The organism is Ralstonia insidiosa (assembly GCF_008801405.1).
GTDB classification, from domain to species: domain Bacteria; phylum Pseudomonadota; class Gammaproteobacteria; order Burkholderiales; family Burkholderiaceae; genus Ralstonia; species Ralstonia insidiosa.
This window is the reverse complement of sequence record NZ_VZPV01000001.1, coordinates 3,089,484-3,108,199: the sequence shown is the minus strand read 5'-3', so window position 1 is coordinate 3,108,199 and position 18,716 is coordinate 3,089,484. Positions and strand designations below refer to the sequence as shown.

Annotated in this window: 17 protein-coding genes; 7 read left to right on the top strand and 10 right to left on the bottom strand. The window is 64.7% G+C overall.

Annotated features, from left to right (window positions below):
- Positions 1-2: 2 nt before the first annotated feature.
- From F7R11_RS14745 to F7R11_RS14735, 3 genes are all read right to left on the bottom strand, one after another.
- Positions 3-623: a DUF4126 domain-containing protein gene (locus tag F7R11_RS14745; protein WP_064804709.1), complete on the bottom strand. Its 621-nt coding sequence runs from the start codon at positions 621-623 to the stop codon at positions 3-5.
- A gap of 81 nt (positions 624-704) precedes the next feature.
- Complete coding sequence (locus F7R11_RS14740; protein WP_064804707.1) at positions 705-1,157, bottom strand: DUF2501 domain-containing protein; 453 nt, start codon at positions 1,155-1,157, stop codon at positions 705-707.
- Positions 1,158-1,354: 197 nt separating this feature from the next.
- Positions 1,355-1,558, bottom strand: a complete 204-nt coding sequence (locus F7R11_RS14735) for a cold-shock protein (RefSeq protein ID WP_004631953.1) — start codon at positions 1,556-1,558, stop codon at positions 1,355-1,357.
- Between the two features lie 576 nt (positions 1,559-2,134).
- On the opposite strand from F7R11_RS14735, the gene clpS reads away from it, so the two are divergent.
- Both clpS and clpA read left to right on the top strand, forming a co-directional pair.
- On the top strand, positions 2,135-2,461 hold the full coding sequence (gene clpS, locus F7R11_RS14730; protein WP_003261876.1) for an ATP-dependent Clp protease adapter ClpS: 327 nt from the start codon (positions 2,135-2,137) through the stop codon (positions 2,459-2,461).
- Positions 2,458-4,746, top strand: coding sequence for an ATP-dependent Clp protease ATP-binding subunit ClpA (clpA, locus tag F7R11_RS14725; RefSeq protein ID WP_064804705.1), 2,289 nt, complete (start codon positions 2,458-2,460; stop codon positions 4,744-4,746). Before clpS ends, clpA begins: the two co-directional genes overlap by 4 nt.
- Before the next feature lie 67 nt (positions 4,747-4,813).
- On the opposite strand, the gene dut is transcribed toward clpA, so the two are convergent.
- The 3 genes from dut to coaBC are packed head-to-tail and all read right to left on the bottom strand — an operon-like array spanning position 4,814 to position 7,502.
- Positions 4,814-5,260 (bottom strand): dUTP diphosphatase, encoded by a 447-nt coding sequence (gene dut / locus F7R11_RS14720; protein ID WP_021195758.1) that lies wholly within the window; start codon positions 5,258-5,260, stop codon positions 4,814-4,816.
- Positions 5,257-6,300, bottom strand: a complete 1,044-nt coding sequence (locus F7R11_RS14715; RefSeq protein WP_064804703.1) for an LLM class flavin-dependent oxidoreductase — start codon at positions 6,298-6,300, stop codon at positions 5,257-5,259. Before F7R11_RS14715 ends, dut begins: the two co-directional genes overlap by 4 nt.
- Entirely contained in the window at positions 6,297-7,502 is a 1,206-nt protein-coding gene (gene coaBC / locus F7R11_RS14710) for a bifunctional phosphopantothenoylcysteine decarboxylase/phosphopantothenate--cysteine ligase CoaBC (RefSeq protein ID WP_064804701.1), read from the bottom strand. The genes F7R11_RS14715 and coaBC overlap by 4 nt, the downstream gene beginning before the upstream one ends.
- Positions 7,503-7,671: 169 nt before the next feature.
- On the opposite strand from coaBC, the gene F7R11_RS14705 reads away from it, so the two are divergent.
- Positions 7,672-8,244, top strand: a complete 573-nt coding sequence (locus F7R11_RS14705; protein WP_064806401.1) for a YdcF family protein — start codon at positions 7,672-7,674, stop codon at positions 8,242-8,244.
- Between the two features lie 115 nt (positions 8,245-8,359).
- On the opposite strand, the gene lspA is transcribed toward F7R11_RS14705, so the two are convergent.
- The 3 genes from lspA to F7R11_RS14690 all read right to left on the bottom strand — a co-directional run bounded on the left by lspA (position 8,360) and on the right by F7R11_RS14690 (position 12,877).
- On the bottom strand, positions 8,360-8,884 hold the full coding sequence (gene lspA / locus F7R11_RS14700; protein WP_064804699.1) for a signal peptidase II: 525 nt from the start codon (positions 8,882-8,884) through the stop codon (positions 8,360-8,362).
- On the bottom strand, positions 8,884-11,763 hold the full coding sequence (gene ileS / locus F7R11_RS14695) for an isoleucine--tRNA ligase (protein WP_064804697.1): 2,880 nt from the start codon (positions 11,761-11,763) through the stop codon (positions 8,884-8,886). The genes lspA and ileS overlap by 1 nt, the downstream gene beginning before the upstream one ends.
- 103 nt (positions 11,764-11,866) lie before the next feature.
- A complete protein-coding gene (locus tag F7R11_RS14690) occupies positions 11,867-12,877 on the bottom strand; it encodes a bifunctional riboflavin kinase/FAD synthetase (protein ID WP_064804695.1) in 1,011 nt (336 codons plus the stop codon).
- A 232-nt stretch (positions 12,878-13,109) separates the two neighbouring features.
- On the opposite strand from F7R11_RS14690, the gene F7R11_RS14685 reads away from it, so the two are divergent.
- Positions 13,110-14,945 (top strand): ATP-binding response regulator, encoded by a 1,836-nt coding sequence (locus F7R11_RS14685; RefSeq protein WP_031329630.1) that lies wholly within the window; start codon positions 13,110-13,112, stop codon positions 14,943-14,945.
- Positions 14,946-14,997: 52 nt separating this feature from the next.
- On the opposite strand, the gene F7R11_RS14680 is transcribed toward F7R11_RS14685, so the two are convergent.
- On the bottom strand, positions 14,998-15,663 hold the full coding sequence (locus tag F7R11_RS14680) for a response regulator transcription factor (protein WP_021195750.1): 666 nt from the start codon (positions 15,661-15,663) through the stop codon (positions 14,998-15,000).
- A 415-nt stretch (positions 15,664-16,078) separates the two neighbouring features.
- On the opposite strand from F7R11_RS14680, the gene purN reads away from it, so the two are divergent.
- The 3 genes from purN to F7R11_RS14665 are packed head-to-tail and all read left to right on the top strand — an operon-like array spanning position 16,079 to position 18,701.
- Entirely contained in the window at positions 16,079-16,729 is a 651-nt protein-coding gene (gene purN / locus F7R11_RS14675; protein ID WP_064804693.1) for a phosphoribosylglycinamide formyltransferase, read from the top strand.
- On the top strand, positions 16,726-18,135 hold the full coding sequence (locus tag F7R11_RS14670) for an RsmB/NOP family class I SAM-dependent RNA methyltransferase (RefSeq protein WP_064804691.1): 1,410 nt from the start codon (positions 16,726-16,728) through the stop codon (positions 18,133-18,135). Before purN ends, F7R11_RS14670 begins: the two co-directional genes overlap by 4 nt.
- Positions 18,132-18,701 carry a phospholipase D family nuclease gene (locus tag F7R11_RS14665; RefSeq protein WP_064804689.1) on the top strand — a complete coding sequence of 190 codons (570 nt, stop codon included), beginning with the start codon at positions 18,132-18,134 and terminating at the stop codon, positions 18,699-18,701. Before F7R11_RS14670 ends, F7R11_RS14665 begins: the two co-directional genes overlap by 4 nt.
- The last annotated feature ends 15 nt before the right edge of the window (positions 18,702-18,716 follow it).

The following is an 18,716-nucleotide window of genomic DNA, read 5'->3' as shown; positions in this document are numbered from 1 at the left end:
GACTAGTGTGGCAGTCGGGTGGGGCCAGCGGCAGGTGGCTCCGACGTGCGCCCGCGCAGCGCATCGCGCAGGCGCCGCACACCACGCCACAGCTTCGGCAGCAGCCAGACAGCCACCAGCAGCAAGATCGCCAGCACCACCAGGAATGCGGCCGGCAGGAAGAACGACATCAGCAGCCCGCCGGTCGCCGTAATGTCTTCACTGAACGACGCCGCCCAGTTCGAAAACGGCTCGGGAGAAGCGTTGATCAGCGCACGCGTGCCCGCTTTGGTGGCGTGTGCCGTGCCAGCCAGGGTGCCACCAATCAGCCCCGCCGCCACCATCCATTGCGGATCGAGCTGCCCAAATGCGGCAGCCGCCAGGATGGCTCCTGCAGGAATGCGGATGAAGGTTTGGATGCTGTCCCAGACGGAATCGAACCCCGGAATCTTGTCGGCCAGGAACTCTGCCACGGCCAGCACACCGGCCAAGCCGATCACCCACCACGATTCGAGCATCTGCAGCCCCGGCGGCAGGTGCAGCCAGCCTGTGCGGCCCAGCATGCCGGCGGCAAACACGGCCAGGTAGAGGCGGAATCCGCTGGTCCAGGATAAGCCTGCGGCCAGCGCGGCGGTTTCCAGCATGGGGCTCCTTGCGTGTTCGGGCAGGCAGATGGTCGCTTGCCGATAGTGGCAGTGTAGTGCCCGTACGCCTGCCCGGTTGGCTTACAGCAGCGATTTGCCCTGAGACAGAATCTTGTCGCACGCCTGCTTGGTGATCTGCTCCTTGACGTTGCTCAGGTCAAACGTGCTGCCGTTGGAGCCGGTGAGCAAGCCCTTTGCGCCATCGCTGTAGCCGGCGTCAGAGGACGGCGTGCCGCCCAGCTTGCCCAGTAGCTTGTCTTTGACCGAGGCTGCGCCGGATGCGCCACCCAGGTAATTGTTCTTGAGGCAGAACTCCAGCACGCCGGCCACGTTGCCCGTGCTGCCGGAAGTAAGCGAGCCCAGCGAGGGCAGACCACCGAGATTGCCGAGGCTGCCCAGGCCGCTGGACGAGCCCTGGCTAGTGCCCTGTGTCGCGCCCTTGATGAGATCGCCGATCTGGGCTTGGGCAGCAGCCGGCAGCAGCGCAGCAACCAGAGCGAGGGCGGCAGTGGTACGGGTCAGGTGGCAGGTCATGAGGGGCTCCTTGGGTGGACGGTGCGGAAAACGGGGGAACACCACTACCGTAGCGCACGGTCGGACGAAATGACGTGTTGCGCAACGTGCAGCATTGCCGCCATTCTCCACCGCCCCGGCAACAAAAAACCCGGCAGGTCGCCGGGTTTTTTGCATTTCAGTACCCTTGCCAGAGGCCGGGTGCTGGATGACGCGAATCAGGCTGCCTGGATGTTGGTGGCCTGCTTGCCCTTCGGGCCCTGCGTCACTTCGAACGAGACGCGCTGATTTTCCTTGAGCGTCTTGAAACCAGCCATCTGGATGGCCGAGAAATGCGCAAACAGCTCTTCGCCGCCTTCGTCAGGCGAGATGAAACCGAAACCCTTGGCGTCGTTAAACCATTTGACAGTACCGAGTGCCATGAAAACCCCTCCGAGAAAACACAAGTCCAAGCCGGGAGGGGTTGCCTGTCGGGGCAGAGCAGAGCGGTACCGCGCAGTCATCGCCCGGCCGCCGGCCCTGGGGCACGACGAACGGCGCGGATGGAACCGCGCCGCAAGCGATCGGTCTTCTTGTGGCAAAACACCACAGCCTGAAGCGGTTGTCGATCTGTTGTCGACTGGTGTGAGGCCTCCCGGGCTCACCATTCATGAGGCTTGCTGCCGAGTGTTTTTGGGGCAGTAAGGCGCACATGTTGAATTCGATTGTTCGAGGAAAGCAACAGACTGTCAAGGCTACCAAAGGTGGGTTTGTGGCGAAAAACGGTCAGTTTTTGAAGAGGTTTTGCTCGAAACTCGACAAATCGCCCCCACCTGCGAAAAACGTTCGGCATGCAGGGCTGGTGCGTGCCCCGTTCCCAGCCTTTGGCTGGCCGGGGGAATGCCCCTCGCCCGGAGAGCCGGCTGGCGAACGCAATTCAGGCCAAACCATTTGCAGGGCTTGAAATCGGCGTTATTTCCCTAAATTGCGAAGTCGAAAGGAGTGGTTAGAATAAGACCATGGCAATCCGGCAAGCGACCACTCCACAACACGATGCAGGCACCGTCCTGGAGCGGAAAGAGCAAGCGCTCAAACCGCCCGCAATGTACAAGGTGCTGCTGCTCAACGACGACTACACCCCGATGGAATTCGTCGTGATGATCCTTCAGCAATATTTCAGCAAAGACCGGGAGACAGCGACGCAAATCATGCTGACTGTGCATCGGGAAGGTAAGGGCGTGTGCGGTATCTATACCCGGGATATCGCCGCGACGAAGGTGGAATTGGTGTCAACCCATGCACGGCAGGCGGGCCATCCGCTGCAGTGTGTGATGGAGGAAGCATGATCGCGCAAGAACTGGAAGTCAGCCTGCACATGGCGTTTGTTGAAGCCCGCCAGGCTCGCCACGAATTCATTACGGTGGAGCATCTGCTGCTTGCGCTGCTGGACAACCCGACGGCGGCCGAAGTGCTGCGCGCCTGCGCCGCCAACATCGAAGACCTTCGCACGCACCTGAAGAACTTCATTGCTGACAACACCCCGGTGGTGCCCGGCACGGACGAGGTGGATACGCAGCCCACGCTGGGTTTCCAGCGTGTGATCCAGCGCGCCATAATGCACGTGCAGTCCACCTCCAACGGCAAGAAGGAAGTGACGGGTGCCAACGTGCTGGTCGCCATCTTTGGCGAGAAGGATTCCCACGCGGTGTACTACCTCCAGCAACAGGGCGTGACCCGGCTGGATGTCGTCAACTTCATCAGCCACGGCATCCGCAAGGATCAGGCAGAACCGGCCAAGCACGGTGACGCCAACCCTGAAGGTGAGGGCGGCGACGGCAAGGAAAGCCCGCTCGAGCAGTTCACCCAGAACCTGAACGCGTTGGCCAAGGCCGGCAAGATCGATCCGCTGATCGGCCGCGAGCAGGAAGTCGAGCGCGTGGTGCAGGTGCTGTGCCGCCGCCGCAAGAACAACCCGTTGCTGGTGGGCGAGGCCGGTGTCGGCAAGACCGCCATTGCGGAAGGTTTGGCATGGCGCATCACCAAGGGCGAGGTGCCGGACATCCTGTCGAAGTCTGTCGTCTACTCGCTCGACATGGGTGCGCTGCTGGCCGGTACCAAGTACCGTGGGGATTTCGAACAGCGCCTGAAAGGCGTGCTGAAGTCGCTCAAGGACAACCCGAACGCGATCCTGTTCATCGATGAGATCCACACGCTGATTGGCGCGGGCGCCGCGTCGGGCGGCACGCTGGACGCGAGCAACCTGCTCAAGCCGGCGCTGTCGTCGGGTGCGCTCAAGTGCATCGGCGCGACCACGTTCACGGAATATCGCGGCATCTTCGAGAAGGACGCTGCGCTGTCGCGGCGTTTCCAGAAGATCGACGTGGTGGAGCCGACCGTCGACCAGACTGTGCAGATTCTGCGCGGGCTGAAGTCGCGCTTTGAAGAGCACCACGGCGTGAAGTACGCATCGTCGGCGCTCACGGCGGCGGCTGAGCTGTCGGCACGCTTCATTACCGACCGCCATTTGCCGGACAAGGCGATCGACGTGATCGACGAAGCCGGTGCCGCGCAACGCATCCTGCCGAAGTCGAAGCAGAAGAAGACCATCGGCAAGGGTGAGATCGAGGACATCGTCTCGCGCATAGCCCGCGTCCCGCCGCAAAGCGTGTCGCAGGATGATCGCAGCAAGCTGCAGACGCTGGAGCGCGACCTGAAGTCGGTCGTGTTCGGTCAGGACCCGGCGATCGATGCGCTGGCGTCGGCCATCAAGATGTCGCGCGCCGGGCTGGGCAAGACGGACAAGCCGATCGGCTCGTTCCTGTTCAGCGGCCCGACGGGCGTGGGTAAGACGGAAGTCGCCAAGCAGCTCGCGTTCATCCTGGGCATCGAGCTGATCCGCTTCGATATGTCGGAGTACATGGAACGCCACGCGGTGAGCCGTCTGATCGGCGCGCCTCCGGGGTACGTGGGCTTCGACCAGGGCGGCTTGCTGACGGAAGCCGTGACCAAGAAGCCGCACTGCGTGTTGCTGCTGGACGAAATCGAGAAGGCGCATCCGGACATCTTCAACATCCTGCTGCAGGTGATGGACCACGGTGCGCTGACCGACAACAACGGGCGCAAGGCGGATTTCCGCAACGTGATCATTGTCATGACGACCAATGCGGGCGCCGAGACGATGAACAAGGCGACCATCGGCTTCACCACGACGCGCGAACAGGGCGACGAGATGGCCGACATCAAGCGCATGTTCACGCCGGAGTTCCGCAACCGTCTGGATGCGACCATCAGCTTCCGCTCGCTGGATGAGGAAATCATCATGCGCGTGGTCGACAAGTTCCTCATGCAGCTGGAAGAGCAACTGCACGAGAAGAAGGTGGACGCCATCTTCACCGAGAAGCTGCGTCGCTTCCTGGCGAAGAAAGGCTTCGACCCGCTGATGGGCGCCCGCCCGATGCAGCGCCTGATCCAGGACATGATCCGCAAGGCGCTGGCCGACGAGCTGCTGTTCGGCAAGCTGACCAACGGCGGCAAGGTGGTCGTGGACCTGGACGATGCCGATGCGGTGAAGCTGGAGTTCTCCGAGAACGAAGCGCCGCCGGCACCCGCGCAGGAAGAAGCGGAAGCTTGACGAAACTGTCGCTCCAAAGAAAAACGGCCCGGAAATCCCGGGCCGTTTTTTATTGCGTGGACGCTGTTCAGTGACGCCCGGTGCTGCCGAAACCACCAGCGCCACGGTCGCTCTCGGCAAAGTCATCGACGATGTTCAGCTCGGCCTGCACGACGGGCACGATGACCAGCTGTGCGAGGCGCTCCATCGGGTTCAGCACGAACGCCGTGCTGCCACGGTTCCACGTGCTGACCATGAGCTGGCCCTGGTAGTCCGAATCGATCAGGCCGACCAGGTTGCCGAGCACGATGCCGTGCTTGTGGCCCATGCCCGAGCGCGGCAGGATCAGCGCAGCATAGCCGGGGTCGGCCAGGTGGATGGCCATGCCGGTCGGGATCAGGTGCGTGGTGCCGGGCTCGATGGTGAGCGGGGCGTCGATGCAGGCGCGCAGGTCCAGCCCGGCGCTGCCGGTGGTGGCGTACTGCGGGAGCTGTTCGTGCAGGCGGGCGTCGAGGATCTTGACGTCGAGTTTCATGCGGATGGGGCAGAAGAGGTGGCGGAAGCCGGGGATGGTAGCGCAAATGCCTCGGCCAGCAACTCGTACGAGCGCAGCCGGGCCTTGTAGCTCGGCGCGACGGTCAGCACGATCAGTTCGTCGGCGACGAAGCGGTCCTTGAGCGCGAGCATCTGCTCGGCCACCGATTCCGGCGTACCGATGATGCTGCGCGGCCGCTCGCGCATGACGATGGCTTGGTCACGCTCGGTGTAGACATGGGCCTCGCCTTGCTCGACTGTCGGGATCGGGCCGTTGGCGCCGAGCGCCATTTGTAGGCGGCGCAGGTCGACGGCGGCTTCATAGCGACGTGCTTCGGCCTCCGTGTCTGCGGCAATCACGAAGACAGCGGCGGCGCTGTAGGGGCGCGCGTCGTAGTTCGGTTCGAAGTCCGTGCGGTACTGCTGCGTGACGATGTGGCCGACGTGCGGGTTGATGAAGTGCGCAAACGCGAAACGGATGCCCAGACGGGCCGCCAGTGCGCCACCGAAATCGCTGGAGCCGAGCACCCACAGCTCGGGTTTGGTGTCGATCTCGGGCTGCAGGAGCACGCCGTAAGCGGGGTGATCGGACGGCAGCGTGCCGGTCAGGTGCCAGATCAGTTCCTGCACCTGCTGCGGGAAGATGTCGCCGCGGTTGTAGTCACCCATGGCCACGGCTGCCGCGGTGCGCATGTCTCCGCCGGGTGCGCGGCCGACGCCCAGGTCGATGCGGTTCGGAAACAGCGCTTCCAGCAGGCGGAACTGCTCGGCCAGCTTGAACGGGCTGTAGTAGGGCAGCATCACGCCGCCGGAACCAACGCGCAGGTGCTTCGTGGCGCTCGCCACGCGGGCGATCATCACCTCGGGCGCAGGGTTGCTGACGCCGCGCAGGCCGTGGTGCTCGGCGCACCAGTAGCGCGTGTAGCCGAGGGAATCCGTGAGTTGTGCCAGGTCGACCGTCGCGGCAATCGCGTCGCGTGCGCTGTGGCCGTAGATGACCGGACTCTGGTCGAGGACGGACAGGCGGATCGGTGTGCTCATGGCTTTGCCCCATGCACACGGTCCGCGATGGCGGCAACGATCTGGCGCGCCAGCGTCAGCTTGTCGGCGCGCGGCAGGCGCGTGATGCCCTTGGCGTCGAACAGCGCGACTTCATTGTCGTCGCGGCCGAAGGTCTGGTGGCCGAGGTTGCCGACCAGCAGCGGAATGCCTTTTTTCTGGCGCTTGGCCTCACCGAACTCTTCCAGGCGCTCTGTCTCAGCCGCGAAGCCGACGCAGAACGGCGCGTTCGGGCGGCGAGCAACACCCGCCAGGATGTCCGGGTTCTGCGTGAACGCCAGTGTGGGCACGTCCGAGTCGTTCTGCTTCTTGAGCTTCTGGTCGGCAGCCTGCGCCACGCGCCAGTCGGCCACGGCAGCTACGGCGATGAAGATGTCGTTCTTGCTTGTATCCAGCTCGCGCATCACGGCGTCGTGCATTTGCTGGGCGGTCTGCACGTCGATGCGCAGCACGCCAGCGGGCGTGTCCTGGTGACAAGGCCCCGCAACCAGCGTGACTTCCGCTCCGGCCTGCGACGCGGCACGCGCCAACGCAAAGCCCATCTTGCCGCTGGACAGATTCGTGATGCCGCGCACCGGGTCGATCGGCTCGAATGTCGGCCCGGCTGTCAGCAACACGCGGTGCCCGCGCAGCAGCTTGGGCTGGAAGAAGCCGACGAGCCGCTCGACGATATCTTCCGGCTCTAGCATGCGGCCGTCGCCCACCTCGCCGCAGGCTTGGTCGCCGGCATCGGGGCCGAGCAGGGTGACGTCATCGGCGCGCAGTTGGGCGGCATTGCGCTGCGTGGCGGGTGCGGCCCACATCTGCCGGTTCATGGCGGGCGCGACGAGCAGCGGGCAATCGCGCGCGATGCACAGCGTGGAGAGCAGATCGTCCGCCATGCCGTGCGCGAGCTTGGCGAGGAAATCGGTGGAGGCCGGGGCGATGACGATGGCATCTGCCTCGCGCGAGAGGTCGATATGCGCCATGTTATTGCCGATGCGGTTGTCCCATTCCGACGTGAAGACCGGGCGGCCGGAAAGCGCTTGCATCGTCACCGGCGTGATGAAGTGCGTGGCGGCGTCGGTCATCACGACCTGCACCGTAGCGCCGGCCTTGGTCAGCAGCCGTACCAGTTCGGCCGACTTGTAGCACGCGATGCCGCCCGTCAGGCCGAGCACGAAATGTTTGCCTTGCAGTTCCATAAACACCTGCTTTTGAATCCGATTGACGCAATGTGCGTGGGCAGGATACAACCCGGTGCCCCAGTGTTTGCATTGCCCGCTGAACAGTGGCGATGATACCGGCTTGGCTTCAGGCGCGTCCGGCGCCTGGATTTGTCCTCAAATGCGCATTCTCGATATGGTTTTTGGTCTGGTTTTTCGTCGCCCGGCAGTTCGCAATGTATTGGCTGTGATTGGCGCTGGCGCTATCGTCGCCGTGGTGATTGGTGCCGTGCTCGTGCGCGAGTCCAAGGCTTGGTTACGGGAGGAATCGGTACCCGCCCGCGCAGACGTGATCGTCGTGCTGGGTGGGGAATCGGGCCAGCGTGTGATTGGCGCAGCGGAGCTGTTCCATGCGGGCGTGGCGCCGCGTGTGTTTGTGAGCGGCGAGGGCGACTGCCTGCTGATCGAGCGCCGCCTGGTGATGGCCGGAGTGCCGGCCGACCGTATCGGCCACGAATGCCAGTCCGGCAGCACAATGGAAAACGCGCAGATGACGCGGCAGACGCTGGCTGATCAGCCCGTGCACAGCGCCGTACTGGTCACGAGCTGGTACCACACCGGCCGCGCATTGAACGTGTTCCGCCAGGTCTGGCCGGAAGTGACGTGGGGTGTGCGCGGCGTATTCCCAGGTGACACACTCACCAAGTCCTTCCCCATCTATGAAGCCGGGACGATCGTGGCGGAGTACATCAAGCGGGCGTGGTACGTCGTGCGCTATTGAGGGTGACGATGGATGTTTCGCGGCCCGGCGCCTTGCCAATCAAGTGGTCCAGCACGTGCTGTCCTCGCCGGGGCGCAGCACGCCCGATGGAACCTTGGCCAGGACAGCCTTGACGCTAGCGACGCACGCGCCGCAGTTCGTCGATGATCAGCAGCACCGCGCCAATGCAGATACCGCAGTCCGCCACGTTGAAGGCGGGCCAGTGGTAACCGTTCAGGTGGAAATCGAGAAAATCCACCACATGGCCGTAGACGACGCGGTCAATCACGTTGCCCAGCGCGCCGCCCAGGATCAGCGCCAGCGCGAAGCAGAACATCTTCTGCCCACTGTGCCGCTTGAGCAGCCAGATGATGAACACCGCCGCCGCCACGCCCAGGCCCGTGAAGAACCAGCGCTGCCATCCACCGGCGGCCGCCAGGAACGAGAACGCCGCGCCCTTGTTATAGGCCAGCACCAGGTTAAAGAACCCGGTGATGGGGCGCGACTCTCCCCAGACAAAGGTCTTGCTGATGGCAACCTTGGTCAACTGGTCCAGCAGGATCCAGATGACAGCGAGGCCCAGCCACGGGCCCACGCCATGGCCGCTACCGCTTTTCTTTAACCCAACCGACTTGCTCTTACCGTTGTTACGAGTGGCCATCAGGCAGCGCTCCGTTGTTCACCGGCGCCGAACAGGTTGTCGGTGCAACGCTTGCAAAGGGTCGGGTGGGCGTGGTCGTGGCCGACGTCAGCGCGGTAGTGCCAGCAGCGTTCGCACTTAGCGTGCGTTGACGGCACCACGCTGATGAGCAGATCGCCGCCTTCGGGCGCGCGCTCGAGCTTGGCCGCCGACGTGATCAGCACGAAGCGCAGATCGTCGCCGAGGCTGTTCAGTGCGTCGTACACCGTGTCACCGGCCGCGACCGTCACTTCCGCTTGCAGCGACGAACCGATCTTGCCATCGGTGCGCAGCGTTTCCAGTTGCTTGGTCACTTCGCCACGCACGTTGCGGATGGCCGCCCACTTCTCCAGCAGGGCGCTGGCGCCTTGCGGCACCGGGGCGTCGTAGTAGGTGCTGGTGAAAATGGTGTCGGTGTGCTCCGTGCCGTGCGCGAAGACTTGCCACGCTTCTTCAGCCGTGAACGACAGGAACGGTGCCATCCAGTGCAGCATCGACAGGGTGATGTGGTACAGCGCATTCTGTGCCGAGCGGCGCGCCACGGAATCGGGCGCCGTGGTGTACAGGCGATCCTTCAGCACGTCGAGGTAGAAGCCGCCCAGGTCTTCCGAGCAGAACGTCTGTAGCTTGGAAACCACCGGGTGGAATTCATAGACGTCGTAGTGCGACAGCACTTCCTTCTGCAGAGCATCCGTCAGCGCTACGGCGTAGCGGTCGATTTCGAGCCATTGCTCGGTCGGCAGCGCGTGCTTGGCGTGGTCGTAGTCGGTCAGGTTGGCGAGCAGGAAGCGCAGCGTGTTGCGGATGCGGCGATAGCCTTCCACCACGCGCTTCAGGATCTCGTCCGAGATGGCGAGTTCGCCCGAGTAGTCGGTCGAGGCCACCCACAGGCGGATGATCTCGGCGCCCATCTTGTTGGCGATTTCCTGCGGCGCGATCGTGTTGCCGATCGACTTGGACATCTTGCGGCCTTCGCCGTCGACCGTGAAGCCGTGCGTCAGCAGGCCCTTGTACGGCGGCTTGCCGTACAGCATCGAGGCGGTCAGCAGCGACGAGTGGAACCAGCCGCGGTGCTGGTCCGAGCCTTCCAGGTACAGGTCAGCCAGGCGGCCGTCCGGCAGATCAGCCGAGGCGTCGTACAGGTCCGCCGCATGCGAGCCGCGGATGACGTGCCAGTGCGTCGTGCCCGAGTCGAACCACACGTCGAGCGTGTCGCGGTTCTTTTCGTACATGTTGGCCTCATCGCCGAGCAGTTCGCGCGGGTCGAGCGTTTGCCACGCTTCCACGCCGGCCTTTTCGATGCGCTGGGCAACCTGCTCCAGCAGCTCGGGCGTGCGCGGATGCAGTGCACCGGTTTCCTTGTGCACAAAGAAGGCCATCGGCACGCCCCATTGGCGCTGGCGCGAGAGCGTCCAGTCCGGGCGGTTGGCGATCATGTTGTGCAGGCGCTGCTTGCCCCACGACGGATAGAACGCGGTGGCGTCGATGCCGGCCAAAGCAGTCTCACGCAGCGTGGCGTTGCCGTCGTTGGGCTGCACGTCCATCCCCGCAAACCACTGCGACGTGGCGCGGTAGATGATCGGCGTCTTGTGGCGCCAGCAGTGCATGTAGCTGTGCGGGTGCTTGTGCGCGTCGAACAGGTTGCCCGAGTCACGCAGCACTTCCACGATCTTCGGGTTGGCATCCCAGATCAGTTGGCCGCCGAACAGCGGTAGCGTCGATGCGTACACGCCGTTGCCCATCACCGGGTTGATGATTTCCGAATCAGGCATGCCGTGCGACTTGCACGACTGGAAGTCTTCCACGCCGTAGGCGGGCGCGGAGTGGACGATGCCGGTGCCGGTGTCGATGGTCACGTAGTCGCCCAGGTAGACGGGCGAGGTGCGGTCGTAGCCGGCGTCCATCTTGGCCAGCGGGTGGTGGAAGCGCACGCCCGAGAGCGCGGCACCTTCGCACGTGGCCAGCACAGTGCCTTCGAGCTTCCAGCTCTGCAGGCAGGCCTCGACGCGCTCCTTGGCGACGATCAGCAGCCCGCGCGGCGTGTCGACCAGTGCGTATTCGATTTCCGGGTGCAGGTTCAGCGCCTGGTTGGAGGGGATCGTCCACGGCGTGGTGGTCCAGATCACGATCCAGCCTTGCTTGGCTTTGAGCACATCCGCGCCCACGTGGAAGGCGCTGGCCAGCGCGTCGATGTCCGCAAACGGGAAGCCGACGTCGATCGACAGGTCGGTACGGTCTGCGTATTCAACTTCGGCTTCCGCCAGCGCCGAGCCGCAATCAAAGCACCAGTTGACCGGCTTCAGGCCGCGGAAGACGTAACCCTTCTCCAGGATCTTGCCCAGCGCACGTACCTCATCCGCTTCGTTGCGGAAGTTCATCGTCAGGTACGGATCGGCCCAGTCGCCCAGCACGCCCAGACGCTCGAAATCCGCCTTCTGGCGGGCGATCTGGCCGGTGGCGTAGGCGCGCGCCTTCTCCTGCACTTCCTTCACAGGCAGGCCCTTGCCGAACTGCTTTTCGATCTGGATTTCAATCGGCATGCCGTGGCAGTCCCAGCCCGGCACGTAGACGGCGTCCAGGCCGGTCAGGCCGCGCGCCTTGATCACCATGTCCTTGAGGATCTTGTTGACCGCGTGGCCGATGTGCAGGTCTCCGTTGGCGTACGGGGGGCCGTCGTGCAGGATGAACTTCTTCGCGCCCTTACGTGCGGCGCGGATCTTCTTGTAGAGCTGTTTGTCCTGCCACTGCTTGACCCATTGCGGCTCGCGCTTGGGCAGATCGCCGCGCATGGGGAAGGGGGTGTCCAGCAGGTTGACCGGGTACTTGCTTTTCTCCGGCGTGGGCTTCTTGGCGTCAGACATGGTGTGATGTGGGGCAGATTCGGGCAAATCGGATCGGAGCAGCGCGCCTATCAGGGCAGGGCACGTGCGCGGCGTAGCTTCGGGCGGCGAGAGTATCGACCGCCTACTGAATTCGGTCGGTGGCGGAGGTAGCGGAATTGGCAAACTGCGCGCGCCGCAAGGCTGGCGATTCGCCGTCGGCAGGCACAGCCAAGCCGAAGAAATGGCGCGCGTCGATGCAGTCCTGCGCGATGGCGTCTTTCAGCGCGTCGAGCGAGTCGAAGCGGGCCTCGTCGCGCAGCTTCTTCATGAATTCCACGCGCACCAGCTTGCCGTAGACGCTGGCGTGGTAATCGAAGATATGCGTTTCCAGCAGCACGCGGCCGGAATCATCCACGGTCGGGCGCACGCCGATGCTGGCGACGGCCGGCAACGGCTTCTCAGCCAGCCCGTGCACCTGCACGACAAAGATGCCCGATACCGCTGGCTTTTTATGCGAGATGCGCAGGTTCAGCGTCGGGAAACCCAGCGAGCGGCCGAGCTTCTGCCCGTGCACCACATGCCCGCTGATGGCGTAACCGTGGCCGAGCAGGCGGCGCGCGTGTTCCAGGTCACCAGCGGCCAGCGCCTCGCGCACGGCCGAGCTGGAGATGCGGATGCCGGATTCCGACACCGAGCCCATCTGTTCGACTTCAAAGCCGAACTGGGCGCCGGCGGCCTGCAGATAAGTAAAGTCGCCCGCGCGCTTGGCGCCAAAGCGGAAGTCGTCGCCCACCAGCAGCCAGCGCGTGTGCAGGCCGTCAACCAGTACGTTGCGCACGAACTCGTCCGGCGTCTGGCCGGCGAAATGCGCGTTGAAGTGCTCCACGACCACACGGTCGACGCCTTGTTTGCGCAGGCTCTCCAGCTTGTCGCGCAAGAGCGCGATGCGGGTAGGGGCGCGGTCCGGCATGAAGAATTCGCGCGGATGCGGCTCGAAGGTCATCACCGTGAGCGGCAACCCGCGTGCGTCGGCCGCCGCGCGCGCGCGGGCCAACAGCGACTGGTGGCCACGGTGCACGCCGTCGAAGTTGCCGATGGTCAGCGCGCAGGGCGCGCGGCTCTCGGCGTTGGGCAGGCCGCGAAAGACTTTCACGAGAAGCGTCGGTGGTCGAAGAAAAAAGAAACGGCTGGGATACGGTTTCCGTGCCGGATTGGCGTGACAATCCGCAAAAATCCAGCAAAACGTACATTATATAAGGGATTGCCCCAGCGCCGGCGGCGCGGGGGGCGAACGGGCAGGGGTGTTGCACAATCGTCCGAACGGTGTGCCCGTCCGCCGCAACCTTGCGGCACAATCCGATATCCGGTTTCTTCCCCACACCCCTTTGAACGCCCCGTTGCGCATCTTCTTCACTAAGTTTGGGCTCGCCAGCCGCGCGCCGCTTGAATTGGACGCCCGAGCCAAGCTGCTTGCCGCCGTGCATCGCGGCGCCCCCATGGGGATCGCGGCGTCCGTCGTGCTGCCCGCCCTGACGATGGCAGCTTTCTGGGGGGATGCCTCGATCCGCCCGGCGCTGCTGGGCTGGTGCCTGATCATGCTGTGCCTGACCGCCTCGGGCCTGCGCTTCTATTTCGGCTATCGCTACGACCTGACCCGCATGACGCTGGCCCCGCACACCCGCAAGTGGTGGACGGGCATGCATGTGATGTCGGCCGTGGGCGGGGTGGCCTGGGGCTGCTCGGCGGGGTTGTACCTGATGTCGCCCTCGCTGGAGTTCAGCAGCCTGCTGATGATCGTCATCATTGGGGTGGCGGCAGCGGCGGTGCTCTCGCAGGCGCCGGTGCCGTCCAGCCTGCTGATCCTGGGGACCGGCATTCTGGCGCCGCACTTTTTGCTGGCCGAGCAGGCGTTTCCCGGGCACGGGCTGTACCTGCGCGGCGTGCTGCTGTTCTTCGCGGCGTTGCTGACGCGGCACGCTGTAAATATCCACAACACGCTGGTGCGCGAAATCCAGCTTGAGAACGAAAGCCGCCAGCTCGCGCGGCGCTATCAGGACGAGAAACAACGCGCGCTGTCGGCGTCGGAAGAGAAGTCGCGCTTCCTGGCGGCTGCCAGCCACGACCTACGCCAACCGGTGCACGCGATCGTGCTGCTGGTGGAAGCGTTGCGGGCGCGCAATCAGTCGGAATCGCTGGCGCCGCTGGTGGAGCAGCTTGCCTCGGGCGCAGCCACCATCGATCTGCTGTTCCGCTCGCTGCTCGATCTGTCAAAGCTGGAGAGCCGCAAGACCTCGCCGACGCTGGAGCCGGTGGATCTGGGCGAGGTCATCACCGAGGTGGTTCAGCAGTTCATGCCGGATGCGCGTGCGAAGGGGTTGACGCTCACGCAGCGCATTCCGCCGCTGCCGGTGTTCGGCATGGCCGAGCCGGTGCTGTTGCGCCGGGCGCTGTTCAACCTGCTGCAGAACGCCTTGCGCTACACCGAGCGCGGTGGCGTGATGGTGGCGCTGCGCGTGCGTCAGAAGTATCTGCGCATCGAGGTATGGGATACCGGCATCGGTATCGCGCCCGAGCACCAGAAGGACATCTTCTCGACGTACTACCAGGTCGAGAACCCGGAGCGCGACCCGAGCCAGGGCCTCGGCCTGGGCCTGTCGATCTACAAGGAATGCGTGCGTCTGCTGCGTGGCACCTTTGGCGTGCGCTCAGTGCCGGGGCGGGGCTCGATGTTCTGGATGGCGTTGCGCCCGGTGCCGGCCGAGATCAAGGCGCCGCTGGCCGCGCAGCCGCGTGCCGAGCAGAAGCGTGCGGTGCTGGATCAGCCGCGCTTCTCGGGCGTGGTGCTGGTGGTGGATGACGATCCGCAGATCCGCAAGGCCTGGCATGCGCTGCTCGAAGCCTGGGGCGTGGAGGTGCACAGCGCCGCCGATGGCACTGCCGCCGATCAACTGCTCGCAAAGGGTCTGCGCCCGCAGATCATCTTCTGCGACCTGCGCCTGCCGGGCAAGGAAGATGGCCTGCAACTGCTGGAGCGCTGGCAGGTCAGCCATCCAGACGCGCACGCCGTGCTGCTCACGGGCGACCGCAACTCCGCCGCCCTGGCGCGTGCCGAAGAAGCCGGCTATCTACTGCTGGCCAAGCCGATGGACCCGAACATGCTGCGCGTACTGCTCAAGCGCTGGCTGCGCGGGCGCGCGGCTGAACCGCAGGTCGCGTACTGAGGTAAGAGGGGGGCGGCGCCGTCGAATGCGGCGCCGTGATCCAATCAGGCGATCAAGCCGCGCCGGTCAGGCGGAAGCGCTCCATGCGCGAGATGATCTGGATGCGCGTGCGCACGCCCAGCCGCTGCAGGATCGCCGAAACGTGTTCCTTGACGGTGTTTTCCGTCAGACCCAGTTGGCGGGCGATGGACTTGTTCGGCAAGCCCTCAAGCAGCAGTGCCAGTACTGAACCCTGACGCGGCGTCAGGCCCAGTTCGGCCGGCGTGATGGGGATGCCGTGCGAGGCGTTGCCCTTGCCGTTGATGCCACCCAGGTCGTCCTCCGATGGGAACGACGAATCCCCACCGAAGATACCGGCGACCGCCTTGGAAAACGCATGCGCATCGGCGTGCTTGCCGATGAAGCCGATGGCGCCCAGGGCCTGTGCCTTGGCGACGATTTCGGGTGTGTTCTCGGCCGACATGAAGGCAAAGCGGGCCTCGGGCAACTTGCCGCGCAGCTCGCGCATGGCATCGAAGCCGGTGCAGTCGGACAGCCATACATCGAGCAGCACGACGTCCGGGCGGACACCGTCATCGACGAGTGCCAGTGCCTGGCGGCGGCCGATGGCCGCGTGCACCTGGACTTCTGGCAAGGCTTGTGCAAGAAACGTGGTCGTGCCAGACAAGGCGAGAGGGTGGTCGTCGACCACCAGCAGGCTACGCAGCGAGCTCGTCATTCTTATTCCCCGGTGAGGGCAGTGCCCTCTTGTTGTTGTAACGCGTGCCGACCCGGCGCGGGCGGTGGCTGTCAAGCTTGGTGCCGATCAGCCGTCACGGTTATCGACCGCACGATGTTGCAGCGCAGGATGATCGTTGGCGAGATATGCGACGGATCACCGCTGGCAGCACCCCGACCCCCGGGTGCGCGGACAATTATGGGGCCGAGATTATCAGACCGCGGCGCAGCGCGCCAACGTCCCTACGCCCGTTTTTATCGGCACGATAGGGATTTTGCTGAAGCCCGTCGGCTAAATACCACGCTACCGGTAAAAGCGGGCCTGGCGCGGCCGTGGCGGCGGCGCCCCGGGCGTCATCCGAGGCATCACACCGGATTTTCTCGGGGGAGTGCGGCGCACTTGATAAAATGCCGCGATGAAAAACATCGTCATTCTCATTTCCGGACGTGGCTCGAATATGGAAGCCATCGTTCGCGCATGTCAGGCCGAGGGTTGGCCCGGGCGCATTGCCGCCGTGATCTCCAACCGCCCAGATGCCGCCGGCCTCAAATTTGCCGCTTCGCACGGCATTGCCACCGCGGTGGTCGACCACAAGGGCTTTCCCGACCGCAACAGCTTTGACACCGCCCTGGCGCAGGTCATCGACGGCTTCTCGCCCGATCTGGTGGTGCTGGCGGGCTTCATGCGCATTCTGACGCCGGGCTTCGTTAACCATTACGCCGGGCGCATGTTGAACATTCATCCGTCTTTGCTGCCGTGCTTCCCGGGATTGCATACGCATGAGCAGGCGCTGGCCATGGGCGTGAAGGTGCACGGCGCGACGGTCCATTTCGTGACTGCCGAACTGGACCATGGTCCGATCGTATTGCAGGCCGCCATCGAAGTGCGGCAGGGCGACACGCCGGACTCGCTCGCCGGACGGCTACTGACGCAGGAGCATGTGATCTATCCGCGTGCCGTGCGCTGGTTTGTGGAAGGACGCTTGCGCGTCGAACAAGGCGTGGTCCGGGTTTCGCCGGATGCGTCGCAACTTGTGATTGGCGTTGACGCCCAGGAGGCAGCATGAGTCAGGATCGTCAGCGTTCGCGCAACGGCGGTGGTAACAGCGGCGGTGGCAACAAGCGCCAGAGTTCAGGTCACGGCGCAGGCGGCGGCGGGTGGTACCGCGCGCCGCAGGGCAAGCCCCAGCAACGCAGTGCTCCGCGCCCCCGCACGGGCGTGCACGGCAGCCATTTCGAGCATCTGGACAAGGTGCTCGCCCGCTTGCTGCACTTTGCGGCACCGGCCGACATGGTGGTCAGCCAATACTTCCGTGAGCACCACGAACTCGGCCACCGCGAGCGCGGCATCATCGCCGAGGCGGCGTTTGCCGTGCTGCGCCGCAAGGTCGAATTCGGCCAGTTTGCCGAGAGCGGCTCCGGCCCCGCGCGCCGTCGCTTGGTGGTGCTCGGTCTGCTGCAGACCGCCGGCCGCGAGGCCATCGCCCCGTTCCTGACGCCGGTTGAGGCCGAATGGCTGGACCGCTGGGAACTCCGCGATCGCGCTGCTCTGGCGCCGCGCGTGCGTGCCAATTTGCCGGATTGGCTGTTCGACGCGCTGGTCGCGCAACACGGCGCCGAATTTACCGAGGCGCTGGCCCAAGCCTGGCTGACGCCGGCGCCGCTGGACTTGCGCGTCAACACGCTCAAGGGCGAACGCGATGCGGTGCTCGCCACGTTGGCCGAAGCTGGCATTGAGGGCGTTGTGGCGCCGCTGTCGCCGGTGGGCATCCGCCTGGCGGGCAAGCCGGCGCTGAACAAGCTCGACATCTTCACCAACGGCACGGTCGAGGTGCAGGACGAGGGCAGTCAATTGCTGTGCCAACTCCTGGCGCCCAAGCGCGGCGAGATGGTGGTGGACTTCTGCGCGGGCGCAGGCGGCAAGACGCTGGCGATTGGCGCGGCGATGCGCTCGACCGGGCGACTGTACGCCTTCGACGTATCGGAAAAGCGCCTGAGCAACCTGGGCCCACGCCTGGCGCGCAGCGGCTTGTCGAACGTACACCCGAGCCGCATCGACAGCGAGCACGATGCCAAGATCAAGCGCCTGGCCGGCAAGATCGACCGCGTGCTGGTCGACGCGCCGTGCAGCGGGCTGGGCACGCTGCGTCGCAATCCGGACCTGAAGTGGCGTCAATCTGCGCAGGCCGTGGAAGAGATGTCGGCCAAGCAGCAGTCGATTCTTGCCTCGGCGGCGCGGCTGTTGAAGCCGGGTGGCCGCCTCGTCTATGCGACGTGCAGTGTGCTGGCGCGCGAGAACCAACAGGTGGTCGAGCAGTTCCTGGCCGCGCACGAAGACTTCGTGCTCGTGCCCGCTGGCGAGGTGCTGGCTGCGCAGAAGATCGCGCTGGAGATGGGCCCGTACCTCGAGCTCTATCCGCAGGTGCATCAAACCGACGGCTTCTTCGCGGCTGTGCTGGAGCGCCGCGCATGATGTTGCGCCGGCTGGGTTTGCTGTTGGCCACCGTGTTGGCCTTCAGCGCGGGCAGCATCGCCCAGGCGCGCAACACGCCGCCGGTGCAGCCCGCCAAGGGCACGGTGCAGGCGGCCTTCACACCGGATGACGACATCGAGGGCTTGCTGGCCGACGCTATCGATCAAGCCCACGAACAGGTACTGGTGCAGGCCTACCTGCTCTCGAACAAGGCGATCACGCGGGCGTTGCTGGCGGCGCATCAGCGTGGCGTGGATGTACGTGTGCTGGCCGACCGTGAGCAGATGATGCGTTCGAACGGCAGCCGCATCCCTGAAATCGCCAACGCCGGTATCCCCGTGTGGCTGGAGGTGCGCTACAAGAACGCGCACAACAAGGTCATCGTGATCGACCCGCGTGGGTCGCATCCGGTGCTGGTGACTGGCAGCTTTAATTTCACGCAGACCGCGCAGCGCGGCAACGCCGAAAACGTACTGATCGTGCGCGGCGATACTGACCTTGCGCAGCGCTACGCCGCCAACTGGCAGAAGCATGTGGGCGATGCGTTGCCCTATCGTGCGCAATAACGGTGCCCAATGAGC

What these genes read in the sequence shown, in the direction of transcription:
- F7R11_RS14670 (WP_064804691.1), top strand. Translation starts at nt 16,726, where the DNA reads ATGAGTCAGGATCGTCAGCGTTCGCGCAACGGCGGTGGTAACAGCGGC.
- clpS (WP_003261876.1), top strand. Translation starts at nt 2,135, where the DNA reads ATGGCAATCCGGCAAGCGACCACTCCACAACACGATGCAGGCACCGTC.
- F7R11_RS14735 (WP_004631953.1), bottom strand. Translation starts at nt 1,558, where the DNA reads ATGGCACTCGGTACTGTCAAATGGTTTAACGACGCCAAGGGTTTCGGT.
- F7R11_RS14745 (WP_064804709.1), bottom strand. Translation starts at nt 623, where the DNA reads ATGCTGGAAACCGCCGCGCTGGCCGCAGGCTTATCCTGGACCAGCGGA.
- clpA (WP_064804705.1), top strand. Translation starts at nt 2,458, where the DNA reads ATGATCGCGCAAGAACTGGAAGTCAGCCTGCACATGGCGTTTGTTGAA.
- F7R11_RS14715 (WP_064804703.1), bottom strand. Translation starts at nt 6,300, where the DNA reads ATGAGCACACCGATCCGCCTGTCCGTCCTCGACCAGAGTCCGGTCATC.
- F7R11_RS14665 (WP_064804689.1), top strand. Translation starts at nt 18,132, where the DNA reads ATGATGTTGCGCCGGCTGGGTTTGCTGTTGGCCACCGTGTTGGCCTTC.
- F7R11_RS14680 (WP_021195750.1), bottom strand. Translation starts at nt 15,663, where the DNA reads ATGACGAGCTCGCTGCGTAGCCTGCTGGTGGTCGACGACCACCCTCTC.
- F7R11_RS14740 (WP_064804707.1), bottom strand. Translation starts at nt 1,157, where the DNA reads ATGACCTGCCACCTGACCCGTACCACTGCCGCCCTCGCTCTGGTTGCT.
- dut (WP_021195758.1), bottom strand. Translation starts at nt 5,260, where the DNA reads ATGAAACTCGACGTCAAGATCCTCGACGCCCGCCTGCACGAACAGCTC.
- purN (WP_064804693.1), top strand. Translation starts at nt 16,079, where the DNA reads ATGAAAAACATCGTCATTCTCATTTCCGGACGTGGCTCGAATATGGAA.
- ileS (WP_064804697.1), bottom strand. Translation starts at nt 11,763, where the DNA reads ATGTCTGACGCCAAGAAGCCCACGCCGGAGAAAAGCAAGTACCCGGTC.
- coaBC (WP_064804701.1), bottom strand. Translation starts at nt 7,502, where the DNA reads ATGGAACTGCAAGGCAAACATTTCGTGCTCGGCCTGACGGGCGGCATC.
- lspA (WP_064804699.1), bottom strand. Translation starts at nt 8,884, where the DNA reads ATGGCCACTCGTAACAACGGTAAGAGCAAGTCGGTTGGGTTAAAGAAA.